This window comes from Microbacterium sp. RD1, from assembly GCF_052220165.1.
GTDB lineage: Bacteria > Actinomycetota > Actinomycetes > Actinomycetales > Microbacteriaceae > Microbacterium.
This window is the reverse complement of sequence record NZ_JBQPOL010000001.1, coordinates 753,315-770,935: the sequence shown is the minus strand read 5'-3', so window position 1 is coordinate 770,935 and position 17,621 is coordinate 753,315. Positions and strand designations below refer to the sequence as shown.

Here is a 17,621-nt window from a genome sequence, read left to right as displayed (position 1 = left end):
GGCGAGACTATGGCGTCTGCACGATGTCGGCGCGCTCGCGCCAACTGCGGGCGGTGACCCGGTCGAGGGCGACCTTGCGACGGAGGGCGTCGGCCTGCTCGTACAGCGAGGGCGACCCGTAGCTCGTGAGCACCTTCGCAAGGACCGGCATCAGTTCGATGAGGAAGAACAGCCCCGCGATCAGCCAGTGCGCCCAGGCCAGGATGGGCTCGCGCGCCGAAAGGCGCTCCAGCCCGCTCATCTGACTGAGAAGCCCCACGGCACCCGCGTTGCCGCCGGCCACCTCCGCGGCGCGCGCGTCGTACGCGTCGAGCGCGGCCTGATACTGCTGTCTCGCTGCCGGCAGCTCTGCCTGCGCCTGCTCCTTGTTCTGCTCTTCCGTGACCCCCGTCGCCGCGGTGGCCGACGACTGCGCGGCGGCCAGATCGGCTTCCGCGGTGCGCAACTGCGCCGCGAGGTCGTCGTACCCGGCCTGCGCCTGCGCGAGCTGTGCCTGCGCGGCGCCGGAACTGGCTCCTTCGCCGGCAACCCCCGAGCACCCGGGCACGTCGCCGGCGCCCTGACCGGTGATCTCGCACTGGTAGATGGCGCGGGCCTGGTCGATGACACCCTGCTGGGCGGCCAGCTTCGCGGTGAGGTCGTCCACGGTCTGCTGCGCCGCGCCGACGGTGGCCGTGGTGGTGGCGGCGCCTTCCACCACGCCGGATGCGGCCTGGCTCTCCAGCGCCGCGACCCGCGCGGCGGCCGCATCCAGCGCCTGCTTCTCAGGGCCTGCCGTCACCGCCTCCTGATCGGACTGGGCCTGGACGAGGTTCGTCGCGGTGACCTCGCGGGCGATGTCGTTGGAGAACACCTGAAGGACGAGCGGCTCCGCGACCACGATGCCGATGACCGCCGCCATCAGCACACGCGGGAGGGCCAACCCGATCAGCTTGCCGATGCTGTGCGAGGAGCGCATCGTCGAGGTCAGGAACCGATCGAGGTTGAAGATGACGAGCGCCCAGACGAGCGCGAGGGGCACGGCCACCCACGCGGCGACGCGCACACCGGTGGTGAGGGCGAAGAACATCGACACCGCCGAGATGAGGGCGGTTCCGGCGAGGACGAAGAACATCTGCACGAAGCGCGGGGTCTCGATCGGGACCTCGTCGAGCACCACGGCGTCGGCCCCGCCGAGGACGGCCAGGCGCCGCCAGCCGGCACCGCGACGTCGCCGGCCGCGTGCGGTGCGGCTCACCGGCGCAGCATCCGCGTTCTCCGGCGCGGGTGCGTCGGGATCGGCCGCAGGGGCGTCGTCGATCCGCTCGGCCGGCTCGAGCTCGAGGTCGTCGAGGTACATCGGATCGGCGTCCGGTTCGGCGGGTCCGTCGAACACGATGCGGCCGTCGGAGCCGAGGCGACCCGGGCGGTGAACGGAGAACGACATCCCCGCACTCTAGGCGGCCGAATCTGTGCGCCCGGTGTGTCCTCCCTGCGAGGACGGCCTGTGCTCGCCGACGGATGCGGCGTCGAGTCAGCTCATCCGGCGCTTCGGCGAGACCGAGTACGTGTCCTCCGGGTCGCGGTGCACGGCATCGCCGAGCGCGGCGTCGATGGCGGCGAGGGTGTCGGCGTCGAGGGTCACCCCGGACGCCTTCACCGTGTCCGCCAGCTGCTCCGGCCGGGATGCCCCGACCAGCGCCGCCGCGACGTTGGGGTTCTGCAGCACCCAGGCGATCGCCAGCTGCGGCATCGTGAGCCCGGCCTCGGCGGCGACCGGCTTCAGCCGTTGCACCGCCTCGAGCACGTCGTCCTGCAGGAAGCGCTGGATGAACATCGCCCCGCTCTTCTCGTCCGTTGCGCGCGATCCCTCCGGCACCGGTTGCCCGGGGAGATACTTCCCGCTGAGGACGCCCTGCGCCATCGGCGACCAGACGATCTGGGAGATGCCGAGCTCCTCGCTCGCGGGAACGACCTTGCCCTCGATCACGCGCCACAGCATCGAGTACTGCGGCTGGTTGGAGATCAGCTGGACGCCGAGCTGCTTCGCCAGCGCGTGCCCCTCCCGCAGTTGCTCGGCGGTCCACTCCGACACCCCGATGTAGAGCACCTTGCCCTGCCGCACGAGATCGGCGAATGCCTGGAACGTCTCTTCGAGGGGAGTCTCGTAGTCGAAGCGATGCGCCTGATACAGGTCGACGTAGTCCGTTCCGAGGCGCGTGAGCGACCCGTGAATCGACTCGAAGATGTGCTTGCGGCTGAGGCCGGTGTCATTCGGACCCTTCGGGCCGGTCGGGAAGTACACCTTCGTGAAGATCTCGAGCGACTCCCGCCGCTGCCCCTGCAGCGCCTTCCCCAGCACGACCTCGGCGGCGGTGTTGGCGTAGGTGTCGGCGGTGTCGAATGTCGTGATGCCCGCGTCGAGGGCGGCGTGGACCGTCTTGACCGCCGCGTCGTCCTCGACCTGCGACGCGTGCGTCACCCAGTTGCCGTAGGTGATCTCCGAGACCTTGAGACCGCTGTTGCCGAGATAACGATAAGAAACCATGGCTCCACGCTATCCCGGCCGGTTCAGCGCTGCCCGTACCGCGTCCGGACGAAGAAGAGCCCGAGGAGGGAGATCAGCGACACGACGATGTAGTAGTAGCTCGGCGCCGCCAGCTGCCCGGTGAGACCCAGCAGCCATGTGAGGACGAGGGGGCGATGCTGCCGAGGAGGGTGACTCCCAGGTTGTACGCCATGGACATGCCCGACCCGCGCACCTCGACAGGGAAGAGGGAGCTCATCAGCCCCGGAAGCGGTGCGAAGTAGAAGGTCATGATGAGGCCCAGGACGCCGATCACCGCAACGAGCACCGGCATGGTCGGGACGTTAATCACGAGCTGGAACAACGGCCACGCGAGGACGAGGGCCGCGATCGCCGTCCATGTCATCACCCGCGCGGGCCCCACGCGGTCGGCGAGCCGCCCGACCAGCGGCGAGCCGACCAGTGCGATGGCGCCCGCGACGACGCCACCGAGCAGGGCTGCGAGGGGCGACAGCCCGAGGTTGGTCACCGCGAAGGTCGGCATGTAGAGGATGAGGTAGACCGACAGGGTGGCGACACCGACGGATGCTGCGCCCGCGAGCACACGACCGTAGTGCCGGGTGGCCATCGTCTTGACCGGGGAGCGGTCCTCCGCGCCGCGCGTGAGGAACTCCTCGGTCTCGCTCATGCGGGCACGGATCCACAGGCCCACGGGGCCCACGAGCAGTCCGATGAAGAACGGCACCCGCCAACCCCACGCCTGCAGGTCCTGTTCGCTCAGTCCGTTGGTCAGGCCGAATCCGATAGCAGAGGCGAGGAGGATCGCGGCTCCCTGGCTCGCGATCTGCCAGGAGCCGTAGAAGTTCTTCCGGTGCGGTGCGGTCTCGACCAGGAAGGTGGTGGACGTGCCGAACTCGCCACCCGCGGAGAACCCCTGGATCAGGCGCGACAGCAGGATCACGATCGCCCCCAGAAGGGCACGGCGGGAGCGACCGCCATGATGAGCGTTCCGACCATCATCAGCAGCAGAGTGAGGGTGAGCGCGTGCTTGCGACCGCGTCGGTCGGCGTACCCGCCGAGGATGAGTCCCCCGAGCGGGCGGATGAGATACGTGGTCGTGAACGTCGCGAACGTGAGGATGAGAGCGAACAGCGGATCGGAGTCGGGGTAGAACACCGCCGCGATCGTGGTCGCGAAGGTGGCGTACACGATGATGTCGAACCACTCCAGGGTGGCGCCGATGGAGCTGGAGATCACGGCCTTGCGCGCGGCGCGCAGCTGGGTGGGGGTGGCTGTCACGGGAGAGACGGTCATGGGATGGTCCTTTCTCGGAGCCCGCACATCTGCGTGCGGGCGGGGGGGAGGAACGGGCGGGGAAGGCTCACACCACGGCGATCGCCTGCACCTCGATGTCGATCGCGTCGGTCGCGAATCCGACGATCAGCGTCGTTCGAGCGGGTCCGGGCTCGGGCCAGATGCGCTGGAACGCTGCGTTCCAGGCGGTGAAGTGACGCGCGTCGGAGAGGAAGCACTCCAGCCGGATCACCGTCGCAGGACTCGCCCCGCTCTGTTCCAACACGTCCAGCAGCACATCGAGCGCCTCCCGGGCCTGCACATCGAACGGGATCGGAGTCGTGGTCGCCTCGGAGCCGAACCGGTCGAAGGCGCTCGGTGAGACGAGGCCCGACGTGTAGACGAGCCCTCCCGCCCGCACGGCACCGGGCAGAAGCGGGGATTGCCCCGGCACACGCACGAGCGGCTCGCCCCTCATGACACGGCTCCGCTTCTCTCGGCCCGGACGACCGGGAGCAGGATGTGCGACGGATGGGACGGGCCGTGATGCACGGTCTGGTGGGCGGTCACGGCCTCTCCCAGCTCCACCGTCGCGAGGTTGTCGGCGCCGGTGTTGAAGTTCGGGTAGAAGTACGGGTACCAGCTCGACGAGATCTCGATGCCGATCCGATGCCCGTCTTCGAAGCGGTTGGCGGTGCCGCGCCAGAACCGGACGGTGTAGCGGCGGATCTCATCCGGGACGACCTCGAACAGCTGGGACGAGGAGAAGCGACCGTCGTCCGCGGGGTCGCTGCTGCGGGCGCGGAGCGCGCCGTCGGCGAGGAGGGCGGATCGCCCGTCGGGGTGGATGTCGACGAGACGGACGTACCAGTCCGTGTCGCGCGCCGATGTGGACGCATAGAGGACGGCCTCGAGAGGACCGATGACCTCCACGGCCTCGTCGAGCGGCGGCGTGCGGTAGACGAGAACCTCGTTCCCCGCGGCGGAGGGGCGCGTGTCGCCGGCACCGGCCATCTGACCGATCCGCTCGCGCTGCGGATCGTAGCCGTCGACGGTGGGGGTGCGCGGGTCGTACTCGTAGGAGTCGCTGCCGTCGCGGATCGGCTCCCCGACGAGTGCGCCGTCGCCGCGGGAGGAGTTGGCGCCGGAATCCGCGGTGAGGTACAGCGGGGTGAACTCCGTACCCGGCAGCGGCCAGTTGCCCGCCGACCGCCAGGTGTTCGAGCCCATCACGAACACCCGCACCGGATCCTCATCCGGGATCCCGGTGTCGATGCCCTTGAGATGGTGGTCGTACCACCGCAGCACGAGCCCGTCGAGGTCGACCACCGCGTCGGGCCCGTAGTCTTCGCCGGCGATCGGCTGGTTGTAGAGGTGATTCCACGCTCCGATCACGAGCATCGGATGGCGCGCGGCCTCGGTGCCGCCGTGCGCCCGCATCCCGGCGTAGTTCAGCGGCGATCCGGCGTGTGCGCAGTCGAACCAGCCGGTCCCGCAGAGCGCGGGAACGCTGATGCGAGCGAATCCCTCCCGGCCCTGGTACGAGATCTCCTCCCAGTAGGCGTCGGTGCTGAGGTGGTGCGAGTACATCCGTTCCACCCACGGCGCGCTCTCGAATCCGCGTCGGCGGTTGACGTCGAGAAACGGCGAGGGCGGGGCGACGTCATCAGGGTCGGCCCAGCTGCGTTCAGTGACCTGGAACGTCCGCCCCGACATCCCGGCCGACCAGTCGGCGAGCCACCCGGCGATCACGCCGTTCTGATACGGGATGTTCTCGAACTGGTCGGGCTGGCCGACCATGGGGGCGATGGCCACGAGATGCGGCGGTGCGAGGCTCGCCGTCCACCACTGCATCCACGCGCCGTAGGAGGCGCCGACCATGCCGACCCGACCGGTGGACCACGGTTGCTCGGCGATCCACTCGACGAGGTCGTAGCCGTCGGTCTTGTGGCGGGCGTCGAAGGTGTCGTACTCCCCTTCGGAGTCGTAGCGGCCGCGGAGGTCGGCCGCGACGAACGCGTAGCCTCGTGCCGCCCACCACTTGGCTGTCGCCCGCTCGTTGTTGTTGTCGTACGGCGTAACCGTGAGGATGGTCGGGGCCTCGGCGACGCCCCGCGGCAGGAAGATGTCGAGCGAGAGCCGCGTTCCATCCCGCATCGGGACGAGCACTCCACGTCGTTCGACGACGTCGTGGACCGGTTCCGACGAGCCCTCTGCACTCCAGCGCATCGTCAGCTTCTCTCTGTGAAGTAGTTGGTCAGCGTGTCGACCCAGGCGGTCAGGTGTCGCTCTCCCCGCTCGGCGGTGGCAGAGGTCGGGTCACCGAGCACGCCGTTGGCCGCGAGGCTCGCCGTCCCCTCCGCGAAGAGACGGTCGGCGATCTCCGGGTCGAACGCGCCGAGGAAGCCGACTTCGGCGCGTTCCATCCGCACGAGCTCGGGGTGGAGGGCGAGCATGATCGACGTCTCCCATTCGCCCGCGTGCGCGCCGCTGTCCGGTGCCGAGATGCCGTCCTGCGCCGAAACCGAGTGGAAGACGCCCACGAAGGCGTCGAGGTCGGCGAACGGGACGAACGTCGCCCCACCGATGCGGCCGCCGGACTCGGTCTCGAGCCGGGCCAGGGGGCCGAAGTTCCCGCCGTGTCCTGACAGGACGAAGACCCGCTCGATGCCATGAGCGCCCAGACTCGCGACGCACGCGCTCACCTGGTCCTGGAAGACCCGCTCCGGAAGCGACAGGGTTCCGGGGAACGAGGCGTGGTGGGTGGAGACGCCGACCGGGAGGGTCGGGCCGAGGAGGACGCCCGGCATCCGCTCGGCGACCCGACGTGCCGTCTCGCTGGCGATGAGGGTGTCCGTCGCGAGCGGCAGATGCGGGCCGTGCTGCTCGATGGCACCCACGGCGATCAGCGCGGATCGGCGTCCTGCAGTGATCGCCAACCGCACGTCGGGCCAGGCCAGGAGCGGAAGCGACGAGGGCGACGCCGGGTGCGTCATCCCATCACCCCCATCTCGGTCCACATGCGCTCCGAGCGCCGGATCGCCTCGCGGGTGCGGTCGGGGTCGATGAGGGCCAGCTCCGAGCAGATGGCGTTGGCGGCGACGATCGCCGGCGCGAGGGTCGGGAAATAGGCGCCTCCCTCGGAGGGGACGGTGACGAGGTGGGTCGCGGGGCGGGTGAGCCCGGTGTTGGGGTGGTCGGTCACCACGACGACGGTGGCTCCGCGCGCTCGTGCAGCCTTCGATGCGCGCTTCATGCCGCTGTAGAGGCGCCAGAAGTCGAAGATCACGACGACGTCTTCCTCGGTCACCCGGGCGATCGCGTTGGAGACTCCACCGGGCTCCGACAGGTGGGTGGTGGGGTAGCCCGCGAGGGAGCAGTTGCTGCCGAAGATGTGGGCGACGGCGCCGAAGCTTCCCCCACCGAGGGCGATCCGCGTCGTCGCAGATGCGAGGCGCGCAGCGATATCCGTATACAGCGCATCGTCGGCCTCGAGGAGTCCGAGGGCGCGCTGATCCGCCTCGATCGATCGCTGCACGTGGCTGGACGCCGTGTCCCCGGTGTGCCGAGCGGCGATCTCGACGAGACTCAGGCTGCGGAGGTACCGGGCGCGCAGTTCTTCCTGCAGGGCCGGCCATCCGGAAAAACCCAGCCCCTGCGCGATCCGCGTGACGTTGGAGGCCTCGGTCCCGGCGAGCGCGGCGACCTGCGCCGCGCTGGAGTACGACGCTCGTTCGGGCTGGGAGAGGAGCGCAGAAAGGAGCTGCCGACCCGCCGGCGTCGTCCCTCGTGCTTCCAGGTCCCGCACCCACTGCTCCACTGACATGCGGGCAGACTATTTCAAGAGACGCTGAAATTCCTAGTTTTCTCCGCAAAGAGTGAAATTCGCCCGAGTTCGGGATAGAGTCCGGCCGAGGCGAGAGGGGGTCGCATGAGACTGGCGACGAGAAGCGTCGGAGACGGGCCGAAGCGCGCCGCGCTCGTGCACGGCATCTTCGGAGACGGCGGTGTGTGGTTCGAGTTCGTTCCCTGGCTCGCCGCGCACGGCTACACCGTCACCCTCGTCGACCTGCGGGGCCACGGCGCGAGCGACCGGGCGTCGAGCTACCTGACGGAGGACCTGGCCGACGATCTCGTCGACACGCTGCCCGCCGGGATGGACCTCCTCGTGGGGCACTCCCTCGGAGGGCGCGCCGTCCTGGACGCGGTGGAACGACTCGGTCCCCGACGCGCCGTGTACCTCGATCCGGGATGGACCGTGCCGCGCGACTTCGTCTTCGCCCTGCCGTCCGACGAGTCCGGACGGATCCCGGACGTCGACGAGCTCGCCGCCATCCTCCCTGGCTACAGCCGCACGCACGTGGAGAACGCCCATCGCGCTCTGCAGCTCGTCGACCCCGCATGGGTGGCGGCGCCGAACCCGGTGGTGCCCGACATCGAGCCCCCGACGCCCCCGGCCGTGCCCTCGCTCCTCGTCCTCGCCGACCCCGCGGTGGCGGTGACGCCCGCACTGCAGAGGCGCGCGTGGGCCGGCGGGTACGAGGTGCGTGTGGTGCCCAGGGGTCGGCACGACCTCCACATTTTGAACCTCGAGGCGACCTCACGCGCACTCGACGGGTGGGTCTGACCGGGACCCGTTCGCACATCCCTTTCCCTCACAGATCGAGAAACGAGCCCGCCATGACCCAGCCCCTCCAGATCGGCCTGGTCGTCTTCCCGGAGATGACCCAACTCGACGCGACCGGACCTCTGCAGGTCTTCGCCGGGATCCCCTTCTTCGCCCCCGATCCCGGTGCGGAGGTGCACCTGCTGTGGAAGGACCTCGAGCCGGTGTCCACCGACGCGATCATGACGATCACCCCGACGAAGACGTTCGCGCAGAGCCCTCCGCTCGACGTGATCTGCGTGCCGGGCGGTCCGGGCGTGGACGCCCTGCTGGGAGACTCCGAGGTGATCGACTTCGTGCGCTCCCAGGGGTCGGGAGCGCGATGGGTCACATCGGTCTGCACGGGCGCGCTCGTGCTGGGCGCCGCCGGGCTCCTCGATGGATACCGCGCCGCGACACACTGGGCGGCGATGGGCATGCTCGACGCCTTCGGGGCGGTCCCGACGGACGAGCGGGTCGTGATCGACGGCAATCGCGTCACCGGCGGCGGAGTGACCGCGGGGGTCGATTTCGCGCTGACGCTCGTGGCCGAACTGGTGGATCGCGCGACCGCAGAGGCGATCCAGCTGCGGATCGAATACAACCCGGCCCCGCCGTTCGCGGCGGGATCGCCCGCGACAGCCCCCGCCGAGGTCGTCGAGGACTACCGCGAGCGCACGGCGGCGTACCAGGCTCGCCGGATCGCCGCGGTGGCGCGCGCGGCCGCCGCACGACCGACCCCGTAACCGGCGGCGCGACCGAACCGCGCCGCCCCGCTCGATCGCGCACCGCCTCCGCTCAGCGGACGGTGCGCGATCGACACTCGGAGGCGCCGCGTCAGGCGTCGGCCGGGGCGAGCGCCTTCCCGGTGGCCGTCACTGCCGCGCCGACGGCGGCGGTGACCAGCGCGAACGCGAGGAGCACGGCGGGGACCGCTGTCAGGGCAACCCAGGGGAGCGCGGGCCACTGGGTGAGCAGAGCGATCCCGGCACCCACCGCGGCCGGGATGGCCGCCACCGTGCCCAGCACGATCGCGAGGATCGCGGCGATCCCCGTCTCCACCAGCACGGTGCGCGCGATCGTTCCGCGCGGTGCGCCGATCCGGGTCAGCAGCTCGAACTCGCCGCGCCGGGAGCGGATCAGGGTGAGGAGGGTATTGATCGCGGCGAGGAGACCGAATCCCAAGAGTGCGAACAGCAGCACGCTCGACACCGTCGAATCCGAGCTCGCCGGCGCCGCCTCCGCGAATTCCGCCGGCGTTTCCAGCGCGATCCCCTCGTCGGCGGCTGACCGGGCCACGGATGCCGCATCCGCATCCGTGGACACGAGCACCGTGCCGGCTGTCGCCTCCCCGTCGGACACGAGGTAATCGCCGAATCCGAGCGAGCTGCGGTACACCGCGACCACCGTGCGGTCGACGGTCCGGCCGTCGATGCGCACGCGGACGGCGTCGCCGACGCCGGTCTCGCTCGCCAGGAGCGCGTCCTCGGACACCGCGATCGTGTCGTCGCCGGTGAGGTCGTCGAGCGACCCGCGGGAGACGTCGACGTCGACCAGACTGGCGACACCGTCTCCGCCCAGGGCGGCGAGGGCGGTGGCCTCCCAGATCGGGAACTCGCTGTCGGGGTCGATCATCACCTCACCGTTCACCGCGCCGAGAGAGGCGACGCCGGTCACGCCCGGAAGCGCTGCCAGGGCCTCGACCCCCGCGGGCTCGGCGGCGACACCCACGAGATCGGACCGGAGCCCGCTCGAGAGCTGCTCCCGGGCCGCCGAGGCGACGATGGCGTTGGTGCTCAGCTGCACGGCACCGAGGGCGGCGACCAGCGCGAACGGCACGACGACGGCCGTCAGCCGGCGGGAGAAGCCGCGGATGTTCGCCAGCGCGAGAGTCAGCCCCGACCGCGCAGGGAGCACGCGGCCGAGGACCGTGGCGACGGCCGACGCGATGACAGGACCCACCAGAGCGAGCGCGGTGATGAAGAGGAACGTCGACACCGTGGCGAACGCGACGCCCATGAGTCCCGGGAGCACCAACGGCATCGCCGCCGAGACCAGCCCCGCCGCGAACACCACCAGCGCGGTGATGCGCCGTCCGGCACCCAGGGCGGAGGACTCCACCTGCGATTCGCGCACCGCTTCGGCGGCGCTCACGCGCAGGCTCTGTCGTGAGGCCCACCACGCCGCGATGAGGGAGACGGCGAGCATGATCCCGACGGCCGCGGCGGCGGCGGTCGCGTCGAACGGCACGCCGTAGCCAACCGGCACGAGGCCCGTGGACTGCAGGAGCGGCGTCGACAGCCACGCCATCCCCCACCCGGCGATCACGCCGACGGGGATCGCCGGGACGAGAAGCAACAGGGTCTCGCCGAAGATGATGCGGCGCACACGCGTATGCGTCGCGCCGACGGCGGCCAGCAGCGCGAACTGGCGACGGCGCTCACGCAGGCCGGTCGCGATGGATGAGGCGACCGTCATGCCCGCGATGAGCGCGGCGATGCCGATGAAAGAGCCGGCGATCGTGGTGAGCTGCGCTCCGGACTCGCTCAGCGCCGGGTCGCTCAGTCCGGCCTGCAGCCACAGCCCGGCGGCGAGCAGCAACGCGATCGCGGCAGTGATCGCCACGGTCGAGCCGATGAACTGGGCCCGGTTGACGCCGACGCTGCGACGGATGAGCTGCCACATCAGCGGGCCTCGTTCAGCGCGGTCAGCTGTCCGGTGATCTGGGCGATCGTCGGGCGGCGGAGGTCGGCGGCGATGACGCCGCCTCCGAGGAAGAGCACGCGGTCGGCGGCCGACGCGACGGCGGGGTCGTGCGTGACGAGGACGAGGGTCTGGCGCAGGTGCGCGGCGGTGCGCTGCAGCACGTCGAGCACCTGCGTCGCGGTGTGCGGGTCGAGCGCGCCGGTGGGCTCGTCGGCGAACACGACGGCCGGCTTCGTGGCGAGGGCCCGTGCGATGGCGACCCGCTGCGCCTGCCCGCCCGACAGCTGTCCGGGGAGCCGGCCGGCTTTATCGGCCAGCCCGACGAGCCCCAGCACCTGCTGCCGCCACGCCGGATCGATGGCCGGCGCGCCCAGCAGGGCGGGGAGTTCGACGTTCTCCGCCACCGTGAGGTGCGGGAGAAGGTTATAAGCCTGGAACACGAAGCCGAGTCGATCGCGTCGGAAGACGGTGACCGCGTCGCCGCGGAGGCCCCCGAGGTCTTGGCCGCCGACCTCGACCGAGCCCGACGACGGGGCGTCGAGCCCGGCCGCGATGTTGAGGAACGTGGATTTCCCCGACCCCGACGGGCCCATCACCGCGGTGAACGAACCCTCCTCGATCGCGACGTTCACGCCGCTGAGCACCTCGATGGTGTGGTCACCGTCGGGGTAGCTCTTGCGGACATCGGTGAAGCGAACGGCCGTCCGGGTCGCGGGCGGGGCAGGGGGGAGCGGGGGAGGCGAGTGCGGATCGAGCGTTGTCATGGCTCCCACGCTAGGAAGGCCGCGCGACGGGCTCTAGCCGCGAAATGACGCACGTTGCGGCCTGCATCTTTCGATGCAAGCGGGCGCGGCGGATGCTACGCCGACGCGTCGCCGACCGACACGACGTGGTTCTGATACGCCCAGACCGCCGCCTGCAGGCGCGAGTGCACGCCGAGCTTGGGGAGCATGCGCGCCAGGTGCGACTTCACGGTGGCCACCTCGACGACCAGCTCCGCCGCGATGTCCTCGTTCGACATTCCCTGGGCGAGGAGCAGCAGGATGTCCCGCTCGCGCGCGGTGAGGATGTCGAGCGCCTTCTCGGCGGTCACCGGCTGCAGCCGCCGGCGCTGGACGTACTCGTCGACGATGCGCCGCGTGAGGGTGCGGTCGAGGGTGCCGTGGCCGTCGGCGATGCTGCGGATCGCGCGGATGATCTCGTCCGGGTCGGAGTCCTTGAGCATGAAACCGGCGACGCCGATCTCGAGAGCACGGAAGAGGTAGTCGTCGATGTCGAACGTGGTGAGGATCAGGACAGGAATGCGGGGGTCGGCGCCCGGTCCGCCGATCCTGTCCGCGACATCGATGCCGCTCATCCCCGGCATCCGGATGTCCAGGCACGCGACATCCGGATGCAGCTCGTCGGCCAGCCGCACGGCCTCGTCGCCGTCGGTGGCGACACCCACCACCTCGATGTCGTCCTCGGCGTTCAGAAGTGTCGTCAGGCCGGCGCGGACGAGCGGCTGGTCGTCGGCGAGGAGGACTCGGATCATGGCGCCTTCTCCTGTGCGAGGGATCGTTCATCTTCGCGGGGGATGCTCATGCGAGCCTCCCAGCCGTCGTCGCCGGTGGGTCCGGCTTCGAAGTACCCCCCGATGAGCGTGGCACGTTCCTTCATACCGAGAACGCCGAAACCGCTGCCGCTGCCGGCGCGCTGCGCACCGGGGGGCGGCGGGTCGTTCCGCACGTTCACGCGAAGGCGTCGGGGGTCGGAGTCGTCGATGACGATGACGCACGCCGCGCCGGGGGCGTATCGCAAGGCGTTGGTCAGCGATTCCTGCACCATGCGATACGCGGCGAGCTGGCCGAGCGGTGAGATGCCCTCGCCGAGCTCGCGGGAGGGACCGGGGCGCACGTCCAGGCGGACGGTGGCGCCGGCGGCCTCGGCGGTGCGGACGACCTCGGAGATCGTCGCGAGCGTCTTGACCGCCTGGTCGCCGTCGCCGGCCTCTCGCAGCAGGCCGACGAGACGGCGGAGGTCGTCGAGGATCGCTCTGCTCTGCTGGCGGATCTGCCGCGCTCCCGCGCGCGCGGCATCCGGGTCGGAGCGCACCTGTCCCTCGATGGCCGAGGCCATCAGCGAGATGCCCGAAAGATGGTGCGCGGCGATGTCGTGCAGCTCGCGCGCCATGGCCGCCCTCTCCAGGGCGAGCGCCTCGCCGATCTGCGCATCGCGCTCGCGGGTGAGGGCGTCGAGGGTGCCCTGCTGAGCCACCCGGGCGGCGCGCTGCGCCTGGATCACCGTCGCCGGCAGCAGCGGAACGCCCACGACGAGCGCCGCCTGTGCCAGCGATTCGAAGGCGACGCCGCCGAGGTCGGTGCGCCCGACGCCCAGCGCGTTGACGAACTGCCCGATGGCGATGAACGCTCCCGCGGCGAGGCCCCACCAGCGCACGCGCTGCAGCGGGGCATGTACGCCCGCGAGGAACGAGGCCACCAGCACGGGGAACGCGGTGACGCTGAACAGCTCGCCCGGCACAGTCAGCGCGGGGACGAGCGGGAGGGCCGCGGCTACCAGCCACGCGGCATCCGCGATCCGCCGCCGCCACAGCTGGGCGAGCGACTGCAGCACCACGACCGCTGCCGTGATCCCCCACACGGCGGTCTCGGATGCTCCGCCCCACGCCGCGGACGATCCGTCGGTGAGCGTCGACACGATGCTGAGGATGGCGATGGCGCCGACCGCGGTCCCCAGCGCCGTCGCGATCACGACAGCGCGCACAGGTCGCTCCGCCGGTGCCACACCCTGATCGTAGTGTGCGGCGCCGGCGGAGCGACCGGTTGTGGAGGACGGGAGGGTCACGCGTCGCGGGCGGGGCGCGTCGACGGTGCGGTCGCGCTCGTCGCCGCCCCCTGCGGGGCGAGGTTGTCGGCCGCGGGGCGGGTGAAGCCGAGGCGACCTCGCGTGGCGATCGCGATGATCACTGCCGCGATCACGGCACCGGTGGCCATCGCGATCAGCGACATCTCGCCACCGAGTCCGGGGAACATCTCCAGCCACATCACCGACGCGAACGTGTTCACGCCGACGTGCATGAGCATCGACAGCGGCAGGCTCTGGCCGGTGCGGTTGAACACCCACGACATCACGATGTTGAACGCGATGCAGAACACCGTGAACACGATCGGGCGGGTCCAGGATGCCTCGGGGAAGCCGCCCCACTCGGTGAGGAACAGCGGGAAGTGCCACAGCGCCCACAGGGGTCCGAGGACGAACGCGGCGCGCAGGGGCGTGAAGCGGTTCTGCAGGCGGGGGAGGGCGAAGTCGCGCCATCCGGGCTCTTCGGCGAGGCCTGTCGTGACCATCTGGAACAGCAGGACCGGAACGAAGGCGGTCAGCGCCGCGATCGACGGGGCCTGGATCTGACCGCCGGAGAAGAGGAGTCCGATGAGGATCATCCCGGCGGGGACGCCGAGGAGGGTGATCGCGTACCAGCGAGGGGCGACCTTCCAGTGCCAGAGCCGGCGGCCCCACGCCTTCAGGCCGCGGCGGCCGTCGACGAGCGCCGTGATGAGGAACGCGGCAGTGATGGGCCCCAGGTAGGCCCCCGGCAGGACGCCGAGGATCTGGCTGCTGCCGAGCACCGCGGGGAAGGCGAACGGCAGAACGCCCAGGCCGTTCTGCGACAGGACGTAGGGCAGCCAGGCAGCCCAGCTCAGCACGTTCGCCAGGACGAAGAACGCGACGAGCGGGTGGGAGCGGATGACGCCGCGGAGGCCCCCGGTGGCGGCGGGGGGCCGCTCCGAAGTCCGCGCGACGTCGGCGGGGGGAAGGGGAGTACTGGTCATGCCCTCCACGCTAGGAAGGGCGCCGCATGGCCTCTACGGACCTCGGACTGCACTCGCGCGATGCATCCGAAAGGTGCAACCCGCCCACACTTGCGTGAATCGGCTGCTAAACGGCGCGGTTTAGCAGCCGATTCACGCAAGTGGTCAGGAGACCGGGGTGACCCCCGCTGCCGCGACCTCGTCGTCTTCGGTGGCCACGAGCTGACCGCACGCGCCATCGATCTCCTTGCCGCGCGTGTCGCGCAGCGTCGTCGGGATGCCGGCGGCGTTGAGGCGCCGGACGAACTCGTTCTGGACGTCGTCGTCGGAGGCCGTCCAGATCGACCCCGGCGTCGGGTTGAGGGGGATCGGGTTCACGTGCACCCAGCCGCGCCCGCGGGCGTTGAGCTTCTCGGCGAGGAGGTCCGCGCGCCATGCGTGGTCGTTCATGTCCTTGATGAGCGCGTATTCGATCGAGACGCGTCGTCCGGTCTTGTCGAAGTACGCGCGGGCGGCGTCGAGCGCCTCGTCGACCTTCCAGCGGGAGTTCACCGGGATGAGCTCGTCGCGGAGGAGGTCGTCGGGGGCGTGCAGCGAAAGCGCGAACGTGACGGGGATCTCCTCGTCCGCGAGCTTGCGGATGGCCGGGACGAGGCCCACCGTCGACACCGTGATGCCGCGCGCGCTCATTCCGAGGCCGTGCTTCTTGTCGACCATGACCCGCAGCGCCTGCATCACGCGGGCGTAGTTGGCGAGGGGCTCCCCCATCCCCATGAAGACGATGTTCGTGACGCGCTCGTCCGGGTGACCCACCTTTCTCGGGTCGCCCAGCCCGCCCTCGGCGATGAGCCGGTTGGCGCGCACGACCTGCTCGACGATCTCGGCGGCCGACATGTTGCGGGTGAGTCCGGCCTGGCCGGTGGCGCAGAACGGGCAGTTCATGCCGCATCCGGCCTGGCTCGACACGCACAGCGTGATGCGGCCGGTGTAGCGCATCAGAACGGATTCGACCAGCGCGCCATCGTGCAGCTTCCACAGGAACTTGATCGTGTCGCCGCGGTCGGTCTCCAGTCGCCGCACCTCCGTGAGAAGCGGCGGCAGGAGTCCGGCGACGAGCTCGTCCCGGCCGGATGCCGGCAGGTCGGTCATGTGCGCCGCATCCGAGGTGTAGTGCGTGAAGTAGTGCGTCTCGAGCTGCCTCGCCCGGAATCCCGGCAGTCCGAGCTCTTTCGTCTTCTCGACGCGCTGCTCGGGGGTGAGGTCGGCGAGGTGCACCGGCGGTTTGCCGCGCTTGGGGCTGGCGAACTGCAGCAGCGGACGACCCTCGTCGTCCTTCGCCTGCGACCAGCCTTCGGTCGCCGGGCGCACCTGGCGGGGTCTGGTGGTGCGCACGGGGGGCTGATCGGTCATGGTCCCAGGCTACCGGCGCCCCGCTGGGCGGAGCCTGGCCGCGCCTCAGACGGCCGGCGGTGTCGCCAGGTTCACAAGGTTGCCATCGGGATCGCGCACCTGCGAGACACGCTCACCCCAGGGCATGACTTCCGGCGCCCGCTCCGCGGATGCCCCTGCCGCCAGCGCCGCCGCGTGCGCATCATCGACGTCGTCGACGTAGAACCACAGCGCCATCCGGTCGCCCGAACGGGGCGGCACAGCAGGATCCGCACCGACCCCCAGCGAGGCGCCGCCGAGGTCGAGCGAGACGTACGCGTCGCCGCCGGCGCCATCCGCAAAGCGGTAGACGATCTCGGCGCCGAGCGCGGAGCGGTAGAAATCCACGAGTCGAGGCAGATCCGTCGTGCTGAGGATGGGGAAGAGCGAGCGCACCGCCATGGCGCCACGGTACGCGCCGGATCGATGGGACTCTAGGGTGTGGGAATGGTTCCGATCGACAGCCTGCTGGCGTTTCTCGCCGCCGCCGTCGTGCTCGTCGTGATGCCAGGGCCCAGCGTGCTCTTCACGATCGGTCGCGCACTCGCCCTCGGGCGCATCGGCGGGCTGCTCAGCGTGGTGGGCAACGCGCTCGGGATGCTGCCGATCGTCGTCGCGGTCGCCTTCGGCGTGGGCGCGGTCGTGGCGTCGTCTGTCGTGCTGTTCACCGCGCTCAAGATCGTCGGCGCGGCGTACCTGGTCTACCTCGGGGTGCAGGCCATCCGCCACCGCAAACGGACTGCGGCGGGTGCGGCCGCCGTCACGCCGCGCAGCCCGTGGCGCCTCCTGGCCGAGGCGTTCGTGGTAGGAGTGACCAACCCGAAGACGATCGCGTTCTTCGTTGCCGTGCTGCCGCAGTTCGTGGCGCTCGAGGCGGGCGCGGTGCCGTTGCAGATCCTCGAGCTCGGCGCGCTTTTCGTGGTGCTGGCGCTGCTGTGCGACAGCATCTGGGCGCTCGCGGCGAGCGCGGCCCGGTCGTGGTTCGCCCGGTCGCCGCGGCGCCTGGAGACGGTCTCGGGGGTCGGCGGCGGAATGATGATCGGCCTCGGCGGCGTGCTGCTGCTCTCCGGCCCGCGGCACTGAGCCCGGCACCTCCCGCCGCGAGACTGCATCCGCGCCACGAGACTGCGTCCGGCGTCAGCAGTCTCGTGGCCACCGTGCAGTCTCGTGGCCCACCGTGCAGTCTCGCTGGAGGAGGAGCAGCCGCGAGCGCCAGCGGACCGCGCCAGCGGAC

General features: G+C 70.6%; 18 protein-coding genes. 3 read left to right on the top strand and 15 right to left on the bottom strand.

Annotated features, from left to right (window positions below):
- Positions 1-7: 7 nt before the first annotated feature.
- The 8 genes from ACTU3I_RS03685 to ACTU3I_RS03650 all read right to left on the bottom strand — a co-directional run bounded on the left by ACTU3I_RS03685 (position 8) and on the right by ACTU3I_RS03650 (position 7,625).
- On the bottom strand, positions 8-1,426 hold the full coding sequence (locus ACTU3I_RS03685; protein WP_442924270.1) for a DUF4407 domain-containing protein: 1,419 nt from the start codon (positions 1,424-1,426) through the stop codon (positions 8-10).
- An 87-nt stretch (positions 1,427-1,513) separates the two neighbouring features.
- Positions 1,514-2,527 carry an aldo/keto reductase family protein gene (locus ACTU3I_RS03680; protein WP_442924269.1) on the bottom strand — a complete coding sequence of 338 codons (1,014 nt, stop codon included), beginning with the start codon at positions 2,525-2,527 and terminating at the stop codon, positions 1,514-1,516.
- A gap of 73 nt (positions 2,528-2,600) precedes the next feature.
- Positions 2,601-3,467 carry an MFS transporter gene (locus tag ACTU3I_RS03675; protein ID WP_442924268.1) on the bottom strand — a complete coding sequence of 289 codons (867 nt, stop codon included), beginning with the start codon at positions 3,465-3,467 and terminating at the stop codon, positions 2,601-2,603.
- Positions 3,464-3,820 (bottom strand): MFS transporter, encoded by a 357-nt coding sequence (locus tag ACTU3I_RS03670; protein ID WP_442924267.1) that lies wholly within the window; start codon positions 3,818-3,820, stop codon positions 3,464-3,466. Before ACTU3I_RS03670 ends, ACTU3I_RS03675 begins: the two co-directional genes overlap by 4 nt.
- 67 nt (positions 3,821-3,887) lie before the next feature.
- Positions 3,888-4,277, bottom strand: coding sequence for a RidA family protein (locus ACTU3I_RS03665; RefSeq protein ID WP_442924266.1), 390 nt, complete (start codon positions 4,275-4,277; stop codon positions 3,888-3,890).
- Entirely contained in the window at positions 4,274-6,028 is a 1,755-nt protein-coding gene (locus ACTU3I_RS03660; protein ID WP_442924265.1) for a CocE/NonD family hydrolase, read from the bottom strand. Before ACTU3I_RS03660 ends, ACTU3I_RS03665 begins: the two co-directional genes overlap by 4 nt.
- A 2-nt stretch (positions 6,029-6,030) precedes the next feature.
- Positions 6,031-6,795 (bottom strand): creatininase family protein, encoded by a 765-nt coding sequence (locus tag ACTU3I_RS03655; protein ID WP_442924264.1) that lies wholly within the window; start codon positions 6,793-6,795, stop codon positions 6,031-6,033.
- Positions 6,792-7,625 carry a MurR/RpiR family transcriptional regulator gene (locus ACTU3I_RS03650; protein WP_442924263.1) on the bottom strand — a complete coding sequence of 278 codons (834 nt, stop codon included), beginning with the start codon at positions 7,623-7,625 and terminating at the stop codon, positions 6,792-6,794. Before ACTU3I_RS03650 ends, ACTU3I_RS03655 begins: the two co-directional genes overlap by 4 nt.
- Before the next feature lie 105 nt (positions 7,626-7,730).
- On the opposite strand from ACTU3I_RS03650, the gene ACTU3I_RS03645 reads away from it, so the two are divergent.
- A complete protein-coding gene (locus tag ACTU3I_RS03645) occupies positions 7,731-8,426 on the top strand; it encodes an alpha/beta fold hydrolase (protein ID WP_442924262.1) in 696 nt (231 codons plus the stop codon).
- Between the two features lie 53 nt (positions 8,427-8,479).
- Positions 8,480-9,190, top strand: coding sequence for a DJ-1/PfpI family protein (locus ACTU3I_RS03640; protein ID WP_442924261.1), 711 nt, complete (start codon positions 8,480-8,482; stop codon positions 9,188-9,190).
- 91 nt (positions 9,191-9,281) lie between these two features.
- Here the strand turns inward: ACTU3I_RS03640 and ACTU3I_RS03635 are convergent, their stop codons facing one another.
- From ACTU3I_RS03635 to ACTU3I_RS03605, 7 genes are all read right to left on the bottom strand, one after another.
- On the bottom strand, positions 9,282-11,129 hold the full coding sequence (locus ACTU3I_RS03635; RefSeq protein WP_442924260.1) for an FtsX-like permease family protein: 1,848 nt from the start codon (positions 11,127-11,129) through the stop codon (positions 9,282-9,284).
- Positions 11,129-11,914, bottom strand: coding sequence for an ABC transporter ATP-binding protein (locus ACTU3I_RS03630; RefSeq protein WP_442924259.1), 786 nt, complete (start codon positions 11,912-11,914; stop codon positions 11,129-11,131). Before ACTU3I_RS03630 ends, ACTU3I_RS03635 begins: the two co-directional genes overlap by 1 nt.
- A gap of 95 nt (positions 11,915-12,009) precedes the next feature.
- Complete coding sequence (locus ACTU3I_RS03625; RefSeq protein WP_442924258.1) at positions 12,010-12,684, bottom strand: response regulator; 675 nt, start codon at positions 12,682-12,684, stop codon at positions 12,010-12,012.
- Positions 12,681-13,934 (bottom strand): sensor histidine kinase, encoded by a 1,254-nt coding sequence (locus ACTU3I_RS03620; RefSeq protein ID WP_442924257.1) that lies wholly within the window; start codon positions 13,932-13,934, stop codon positions 12,681-12,683. The genes ACTU3I_RS03625 and ACTU3I_RS03620 overlap by 4 nt, the downstream gene beginning before the upstream one ends.
- Positions 13,935-13,990: 56 nt before the next feature.
- Complete coding sequence (locus ACTU3I_RS03615) at positions 13,991-14,980, bottom strand: CPBP family glutamic-type intramembrane protease (RefSeq protein WP_442924256.1); 990 nt, start codon at positions 14,978-14,980, stop codon at positions 13,991-13,993.
- 144 nt (positions 14,981-15,124) lie between these two features.
- Positions 15,125-16,369: a 23S rRNA (adenine(2503)-C(2))-methyltransferase RlmN gene (gene rlmN, locus ACTU3I_RS03610; RefSeq protein WP_442924255.1), complete on the bottom strand. Its 1,245-nt coding sequence runs from the start codon at positions 16,367-16,369 to the stop codon at positions 15,125-15,127.
- Between the two features lie 45 nt (positions 16,370-16,414).
- Entirely contained in the window at positions 16,415-16,789 is a 375-nt protein-coding gene (locus tag ACTU3I_RS03605) for a VOC family protein (RefSeq protein WP_442924254.1), read from the bottom strand.
- A gap of 45 nt (positions 16,790-16,834) precedes the next feature.
- Between ACTU3I_RS03605 and ACTU3I_RS03600 the strand changes: the two genes are divergently transcribed.
- The gene (locus tag ACTU3I_RS03600) at positions 16,835-17,470 is read left to right on the top strand and encodes a LysE family translocator (RefSeq protein ID WP_442924253.1); all 636 of its coding nucleotides are present in this window, start codon (positions 16,835-16,837) and stop codon (positions 17,468-17,470) included.
- The last annotated feature ends 151 nt before the right edge of the window (positions 17,471-17,621 follow it).